The organism is Streptomyces sp. PU-14G (genome assembly GCF_041028275.1).
Lineage (GTDB): Bacteria > Actinomycetota > Actinomycetes > Streptomycetales > Streptomycetaceae > Streptomyces.
Window position 1 is genome coordinate 1 of the sequence record NZ_JASKYT010000370.1, and the last position, 7663, is coordinate 7663.

At 75.9% G+C, this 7663-nt stretch carries 7 protein-coding genes; 3 read left to right on the forward strand and 4 right to left on the reverse strand.

Annotation, left to right across the window (positions count from 1 at the left end):
- Positions 1 to 1142, reverse strand: a 1142-nt coding sequence (locus tag AB8Z75_RS29020) for a hypothetical protein (RefSeq protein ID WP_369207126.1), incomplete at its 3' end; no start/stop codon positions are given.
- 410 nt (positions 1143 to 1552) lie between these two features.
- On the opposite strand from AB8Z75_RS29020, the gene AB8Z75_RS29025 reads away from it, so the two are divergent.
- From AB8Z75_RS29025 to AB8Z75_RS29035, 3 genes are read left to right on the forward strand one after another with little or no spacing between them, the layout of a single operon-like run.
- Positions 1553 to 2482 (forward strand): Nif3-like dinuclear metal center hexameric protein, encoded by a 930-nt coding sequence (locus AB8Z75_RS29025; protein ID WP_369207128.1) that lies wholly within the window; start codon positions 1553 to 1555, stop codon positions 2480 to 2482.
- Positions 2479 to 3222, forward strand: coding sequence for a zinc ribbon domain-containing protein (locus tag AB8Z75_RS29030; RefSeq protein WP_369207136.1), 744 nt, complete (start codon positions 2479 to 2481; stop codon positions 3220 to 3222). The genes AB8Z75_RS29025 and AB8Z75_RS29030 overlap by 4 nt, the downstream gene beginning before the upstream one ends.
- Complete coding sequence (locus tag AB8Z75_RS29035; RefSeq protein WP_369207130.1) at positions 3219 to 4490, forward strand: bifunctional RNase H/acid phosphatase; 1272 nt, start codon at positions 3219 to 3221, stop codon at positions 4488 to 4490. The genes AB8Z75_RS29030 and AB8Z75_RS29035 overlap by 4 nt, the downstream gene beginning before the upstream one ends.
- A gap of 44 nt (positions 4491 to 4534) precedes the next feature.
- On the opposite strand, the gene eda is transcribed toward AB8Z75_RS29035, so the two are convergent.
- The 3 genes from eda to AB8Z75_RS29050 form a co-directional block, all read right to left on the reverse strand.
- The gene (gene eda, locus AB8Z75_RS29040; protein WP_369207132.1) at positions 4535 to 5167 is read right to left on the reverse strand and encodes a bifunctional 4-hydroxy-2-oxoglutarate aldolase/2-dehydro-3-deoxy-phosphogluconate aldolase; all 633 of its coding nucleotides are present in this window, start codon (positions 5165 to 5167) and stop codon (positions 4535 to 4537) included.
- A gap of 70 nt (positions 5168 to 5237) precedes the next feature.
- Entirely contained in the window at positions 5238 to 6038 is an 801-nt protein-coding gene (gene yaaA, locus AB8Z75_RS29045; protein WP_369207134.1) for a peroxide stress protein YaaA, read from the reverse strand.
- 96 nt (positions 6039 to 6134) lie between these two features.
- Positions 6135 to 7655 (reverse strand): FAD-binding oxidoreductase, encoded by a 1521-nt coding sequence (locus AB8Z75_RS29050; protein ID WP_369207138.1) that lies wholly within the window; start codon positions 7653 to 7655, stop codon positions 6135 to 6137.
- Positions 7656 to 7663 lie beyond the last annotated feature (8 nt).

Consider the following 7663-nt stretch of genomic DNA (forward strand, 5'->3'; position numbering starts at 1 on the left):
GGCGCCGCCTGTGCCGGTGGCCGGGGGGTCGGCGGGGCCGGAACCGGCGGTGCGCCCTGGCCGGACGCGGACGCGCCGGCTCCCGGCGCAGGGCCCGAGGGGCGCCGCTCGGCACCGGCCGCCGTGTCCTCGGCGTCCGGGAGCGGGGCGCGCATGCGTGCCAGCCCGCACGGGTTGTGTGCCGTGGAGTAGGGAACGCGCAGCTCGCCGTCGGCCGTCCACAGGCCCTTGCCCGTCAGCCATCCTGGCGGGCTCGCCACGTGCCGCAACTCCTTGAGCCCGGGACGCCACACGGCGGGCCAGGTGCCCTGGGCGGCGTCGACGCGCAGCGCCACCCCGCACCGCTCGGGCAGCAGCGTCTGCCCCGGCTGCAGGGCGATCGGGGTGAGCCGCGTGCCGGCCGGACGCAGCACGTCGGGGAAGCGGACCGGACGGTGGCTGCCCAGCACGCCCCAGCCGAGCCGTTCCTCACCGGGCGCGTCGGAGCGCACGAGCAGCAGTCCGCTGTCCGGGTCGGCCAGCAGCAGGCGGTCGTTGCTGTCCTCGGTGATCTGGAGGAGCGGGGAGACCGCGCCGCCCGCGCCGAGGTCGACGGCGACCGTCTTGGTCGGGCCCGCGCCCTCAGGCCCCCGCGCGTCGACCGCGAGCAGGCGTCCCTCCGGGTCCAGCCACGCGCCGCCCGAGCAGCGGCCCTCGATGCGGGCGACGCGCTCGACGGTCCGCTGGGCGCCGGGCGCCACTCGCCACACGTCGGTGGCGTGGCCGCCGGCCGCGGCGGCGAGCGCGTAGGCGCGGGTGCCGCAGGGGGCGGGCGGCAGCAGCCGCAGTTCGTCCGTCTCCACGGTGCCCAGGCGCAGTTCGCCGGTGTCGGGCCCGGAGGGGTAGAGCAGGGCCAGTGCGTGGTGCCCCGGCGCCGGGCGGGCGATGAGCACCCGCCCGTCCGCGAGCGGCAGTACGCCGCTGCCGGGGTCTTCGGGCTGCTTCACGGGCAGCGGCACCGCGTACGGTTCGGGGCCGCTGAGCGTCCAGCGCTCCGGATACCACAGCTCCGTGCCGGCGCGCGTGGTGAGACGGGCGGCATACGAGCCGTCCGCCGCGACCGTGAAGCTCTCGTTCATGACCATCGCGACACTCGCCGTCATGCCTCGATCACCTCCGGTGACCGAAACTAGGGGTCGCCGTCGCGGGCGCACGACGGGACCTGAGGCGCTTCACGCGTACGGGTGACCGGGGGCGGTGTTCGCCTGCGACGGCGCCCCGCGATGTGCTGGGACCAGCGGTCTTCGGCCGCGACGGTGGCCCGCGCCGTACCGGGGACCGGCGGCGTCCGCGTGCGCGGCGGGCCGCCCCCGCAGGCGGAGGCCGACCCGCCGCGTGCGGACGACCGCCGGCCCCGGCGCGTGCGGACGACCACCGGGCCCGGCGCGTGCGGACGACCACCGGGCCGGCGAGCCCGCAAAGAAGCGGACCACCGCCGGCCCCGGCGAGCCCGGAAAGAAGGGGGCCGCAGGGGCTGGGGGAGACCCCAGGTGGGACAGGTAGCCTTGCCCCCGTGCCAGCACAGCCCGCCCTCTTCGAAGTCATCGCAGCGCTCGACGCCCTGTGGCCGCGCGAGCGCGCCGAGCAGTGGGACGCCGTCGGCACCGTGTGCGGCGACGTCACCGACCCCGAGGCCCGCGTCAGCCGCGTCCTGTTCGCCGTCGACCCCGTCCAGGAGATCGCCGACGAGGCCGTCAACACGGGCGCCCAACTCCTGGTCACGCACCACCCCCTCTATCTGCGCGGTACGACCACCGTCGCCGCCGACACGTTCAAGGGCCGCGTCGTCCACACCCTGATCCGCGGCGGGGTGGCCCTGCACGTCGCCCACACCAACGCCGACACCGCAGACCCGGGCGTCTCCGACGCGCTCGCCTCCGCGCTCGGGCTGCGCGTGCTGCGTCCCCTCGTGCCCGACCCCACGGACCCGGAAGGGCGCCGCGGGCTGGGCCGGATCTGCGCACTCGACCGTCCGCTCGCCCTCGGCGACCTGCTGGAGGCCGCCGCCGCCGCGCTGCCGGTCACCGCGCAGGGCATCCGGGTGGCCGGCGACCCCACCGCGACCGTGCGGACCCTCGCCGTGTGCGGCGGCTCGGGCGACAGCCTCTTCGCGGACGTACGCGCCGCGGGGGTCGACGCCTATCTCACCGCCGACCTGCGCCACCACCCCGCCTCCGAGGCGCGCGAGCACTCGCCGCTCGCCCTGCTGGACGCCGCGCACTTCGCCACCGAGTGGCCCTGGTGCGAGCAGGCCGCGGCCCAGCTCGACGCGATCGCCGAACGGGAGGGCTGGGACCTGCGCACCCAGGTCTCGCGCACCGTCACCGACCCGTGGACCGCGCACGCGCCCTCGCTGCCCCAGTCCTCTCCGCTCACTTCGCCGGACACGGCCGGCCCCACCGCACCGACCGCCCACGACCTCACCCCGGGAGCCCCCAACTGAACGCCGCGCCCGCCGATCAGATCCGCCTGCTCGACGTCCAGGCACTCGACATCCGCCTGTCGCAGCTCGCGCACAAGCGCAAGACCCTGCCCGAGCACGAGGAGATCCAGCGGCTGGAGGCCGACCACGCCCAGCTGCGCGACCTGCTCGTGGCCGCGCAGACCGAGGAGAGCGACACCGCGCGCGAGCAGACCAAGGCCGAGCAGGACGTCGACCAGGTCCGCCAGCGCGCCACCCGCGACCAGCAGCGCCTCGACTCCGGTGCCGTCACCAACCCCAGGGACCTGGAGAACCTCCAGAGCGAGATCGCCTCGCTGGCCAAGCGCCAGGGCGACCTGGAGGACGTCGTGCTGGAGGTGATGGAGCGCCGCGAGTCCGCCGCCGAGCGCGCCGCCGAACTGGGCGAGCGCGTCGAGTCGGTGGGCGCCAAGGTCCAGGAGGTCACCGCCGCCCGTGACGCGGCGCTCGCGGAGATCGACTCCGAGGTGGACAGCGTCCGCAAGGAGCGCGAGACCATCGCCGCCGCCGTCCCCGACGATCTCATCAAGCTCTACGACAAGATCCGCGAGCGCGAGGGCGGCGTCGGGGCCGCCAAGCTCTTCCAGCGCCGCTGCGAGGGCTGCCGCCTGGAGCTGAACATCACCGAGCTCAACGAGGTGCGGGAGGCGCCCGCCGACGCCGTGGTGCGCTGCGAGAACTGCCGCCGCATCCTGGTGCGGACCCCGGAGTCCGGCCTGTGAGCCGGGGGCACCCCCGGCAGGACACCGGCGGTGCCCAGGCCCGCCGTACGTTCGTCGTCGAGGCCGACGGCGGGTCCCGGGGCAACCCGGGCCCGGCCGGTTACGGTGCCGTCGTACGCGACGCCGCCTCGGGGCAGACTCTGCGCGAGACGGCCGAGTTCATCGGCAGGGCCACCAACAACGTCGCCGAGTACCGCGGTCTGCTGGCCGGGCTGCGTGCCGCCCACGAGCTCGACGCCCAGGCCGCGGTACTGGTGCGGATGGACTCCAAGCTCGTCGTCGAGCAGATGTCGGGGCGCTGGAAGATCAAGCACCCCGACATGCGACCGCTCGCGCTGGAGGCCGGCTCCGTCTTCCCGCCGGAGGCCGTGAGCTACGAGTGGATCCCCCGCGAGGAGAACAAGCACGCCGACCGGCTCGCCAACGAGGCGATGGACGCGGGCAAGCGCGGCGAGAGCTGGCAGCCGGGCGCCTCCACCGCGGAACTCGACACGGCCACCGCCGCGCCTGCCGCCGCCGGCCCGGCCTCCGCGGAGACGGACTTCACCGGCCCGGGCTCCGCGGAGACGGACTCCGCCGCCGCGGGCTCGACCGACCCGGGGCCCACGGCGCCCGCCGTCCGCGTCGGCTGGGGACCGGACATGGGGACACCCACCACGTTCGTGCTGCTGCGGCACGGCGAGACGGTGCTCACCCCCGAGAAACGGTTCTCCGGCAGCGGCGGCGGCGATCCCGAACTCTCCGCGGTCGGGCGGCGGCAGGCCGCCGCCGTCGCCGACGCGCTGGCCGCGCGGGGCACCATCGAGGCCGTCGTCGCCTCACCTCTGCGCCGCTGCCAGGAGACGGCCGCGGCGGTCGCCGGGCGCCTGGGACTGAGCGTCCGCACGGAGGACGGGCTGCGCGAGACGGACTTCGGCGCCTGGGAAGGCCTCACCTTCGCCCAGGTCCGCGAACGCCACCCCGACGATCTGGAGGCCTGGCTGGGCTCGGCCCACGCCTCGCCCACCGGGGGAGGCGAGTCGTTCGAGGCCGTGGCCCGGCGCGTGGCGCGCTCCCGCGACCAGCTCCTGGCCCGCTACGCGGGCCGCACCGTGCTCGTCGTCAGCCACGTCACCCCGGTCAAGACCCTGGTCCGGCTCGCGCTCGGGGCACCTGCGGAGTCCCTCTTCCGCATGGAGCTCGCCGCCGCCTCCCTTACGGCCGTCGCCTACTACGCCGACGGCAACGCCTCGCTGCGCCTGCTGAACGACACGGCACACCTGCGGTAACCCCCCCCGCCGGAAGGCCGGAAGGCCGGGCGGAGGGCGTCGGGTCAGCGGCCCGCCGTCGCGGCCTGTGCCGCCAGCGCCTCGACGCGGTCCCAGTCCTTGGCGGCGAGAGCGTCCCCCGGGAGCATCCAGGTGCCGCCCACGCAGGCGACGTTGGGCAGCGCGAGGTAGGAGCCCGCGTTGGCGGCCGAGACGCCGCCCGTGGGGCAGAAGCGGGCCTGGGGAAGGGGTGAGGCCAGCGACTTGAGGTAGGCGGTGCCGCCCGCCGCCTCGGCGGGGAAGAACTTCATCTCCCGCACGCCGCGCTCCAGGAGGGCGACGACCTCGGAGGTCGTCGAGACGCCCGGCAGGAACGGCACTCCGGAGGCGCGCATGGCCTCCAGCAGCGTGTCCGTCCACCCGGGGCTGACCAGGAAGCGGGCGCCCGCCTCCACCGCCTCGCGCACGTTGCCGGGCCCGAGCACGGTCCCCGCGCCGACGACGGCTTCGGGGACGGACTCGGCGATCGCCCGGATCGCCTCGGGCGCCGCCGTGGTGCGCAGCGTCACCTCGATCGCGGGCAGCCCGCCTGCCACGAGCGCTCGGGCGAGGGGCACGGCGTCCGCCACGTCGTCCAGCACGACGACGGGGATGACGGGGGCCAGATCGAGAACGGAGGGCGCGGCGGGGCTGCTCATACGCGTATGCTGCCCCTCCTGGCGCACCCCGCGCAACAGGCGTTGCACATACTGCAACGCAAGTCGTCCGCTACAGCTCCGTCACCACCACGTCGAGCGCCGTCGCCGTCCCGGGCCTGGGCTCGCCCTGCGGGCCCTCCACCACGTACCCCAGGTCGCGCAGCGTCCCCGCCAGCTCCTCGGGGGTCCTCGGATCGGCGCCCTCCTCCAGCAGCGCCCGCACCAGGCGGCCCTTCGTCGCCTTGTTGAAGTGGCTGACGACCGACCGCTTCTCCACGCCGTCCACGGTCTTCGACTGCACCACCCGCACGCTGGCCGTCCGCCGCGCCGTGTCGCCCTTGGGCTTCCACATCGCGGCGTACGCCGACGAGCGCAGGTCGAGCACCAGGCCCTCGCCCGCGGCCTGCGGCAGCACCGACTCCAGCGGCCCCCGCCAGTAGCGGCCCAGCGGTCCCGTGCCGGGCAGCTTCACGCCGCCCGAGAGCCGGTAGGAGGGGATGCGGTCCGCGGTGCCGACAGCGCCCCACAGCGCGGAGAAGACCAGCAGCGACCGCGCGGCGCGGCCCGCGGCGGCTGCGCCGAGACCGCCCAGGTCCAGCGCGTCGTAGAGCACTCCGGTGTACAGCTCGCCCGCGGGCCTGGTCGGTGCCGTGCGCAGCCCGGCGTTCTTGGCGACCTCGCCGCGCAGCCCCTCGCTGAGCCCGAGCACCTCGCGGGCCTTCTCCTCGTCGGCCCGGCTCAGCGCGACGAGCTCGTCCAGTACCGTCTCGCGGGCGCGCGTCAGCTCGGGGAGGGAGAGCGAGGCCAACTCCAGCGGGCGGTCCCGCCCGCCCTCGGCCTTCCCTTCGGACGGCGGCAACAGCACGAGCACGGCACTTCTCCTTGTCCAAGGCCGCTCCCGGCCGGGGAGCGGGGCGACGGTGTGACCGCCAGCGTACGGAACCGCGCGGCGCGAGGCGTTCGGGGCTCACAGCGCCTGCGGTAAGGAGAAGAGCCGGTCGGGGTCGTGCACCGTCTTGATCTTCGCCAGGCGCTCGGCGTTGCTGCCGTAGTAGGCGTGCCGCCAGTCGCGCAGCGACGGGTCCGGGTGGTTCTGGTAGGCGAAGCCACTGGCCCACGGCCGCATCGCCGCGTGCGTGGCGTCCAGCCAGCCGCGGAGGCCCGCCACCGTCTCGGCTCCGGCGGTGTCCGGCCAGCAGGCGGCGTACCGCGCCAGAAACCGCGCGTCGCGGTGCACGAAGGCGGTGGCGTCCGGGCGTGGCCGCTCCACCGCGCCGCCGAGCGCGTGCAGCGTGACGCTGCCCGCCCCGTCGCCGCGCAGCCGGGCCAGCTGTCCGACGCGCTCCACGAGCGTGCGTATGCCGTCGGACGGCAGGGTGCGGGTGCAGAAGTCCGAGCGCACCGCGGACGACTGGCGGGGAACCCTCCCGCGCTTCGTGCGGCCTGGCAGCGTGCCCCGCTGGTGTGCCTGGGCCAGGGTCCACCCCGAGACGCCGCCCAGCACCTTCACGGCGTCCAGGAACGAGTGCCGCCGCAGCGAGAGGTCCGCGGGTACCCCCTGTGCCCGCGGCCCCCACGACGCTCCCCGGGCGCGGCCCACCAGCCGGTCGAGGTGGTTCTCCAACTCGCGGCGGGCCCCGAGTGACAGACCGAAGACCCGTACGCTGCCGGGACGGCCGCCGGCCGGGGCCGACAGGTGCAGGTTCGCCCAGATCTCCTCCGGCGCCACGGGCGCCCACCGCTGCCACTCGCGCACCACGCCGGCCGCGTGCTCCCACGGCCACGTCAGAAAGAACGTCAGGCAGGCGGGCGCCACATGGGTGCGGAACTCCAGGGAGGTGACGACCCCGAAGTTGCCGTTCCCCGCGCCGCGCAGCGCCCAGAACAGGTCGGCGTCGCTGTCCTCGGCCACCCGGCGCTCCCGCCCGTCGGCCGTGACGAGCGTCGCCCCGGTGAGGCTGTCGCACGTCAGCCCGTAGGCGCGGGCCACGACCCCGATCCCGCCGCCCAGCGCCAGCCCCGAGATCCCCACCGTGGGCGCCGCCGCGGCCGGTATGGTCCGCTTGTGCGAGGCCAACTCGGCGTGCACGTCGAGGAGTTTGGCCCCCGCCCCGACCGTGGCGCTGCGCCCCGACGCGCTGACGGCCGCCATCTGCTGCACGTCGACGACGAGCCTGCCCGGGCCCGTGGACCAGCCCGCGGACGAGTGCCCACCGCTGCGCACGGCCACCGGTATCCCGTACCGCCGGGCGAACGCCAGGCACTCGGCGACGTCGCCCGGGCCCGCGCAGTAGGCCACGGCGGCCGGGCGGACCGCGTCGAAGCGGGGGTTGCACAGCTTGCGGGCGGCGGTGAAGTCCCGGTCCCCTGGCCGTAGCAGCGTTCCGTCCATCCCCTCGCCGAGCGCCGCCCAGCTCGCCCCGCCGAGCCGCTCAGGGCCGCCGGCCTCGCGCGCGCCGCGCCCGCGCGTCCGGTGCCCCCGTGTCACACCCGCAC

Coding starts and splice junctions, on each gene's coding strand:
- eda (WP_369207132.1), bottom strand. CDS start 5,167: ATGAGCAGCCCCGCCGCGCCCTCCGTTCTCGATCTGGCCCCCGTCATC.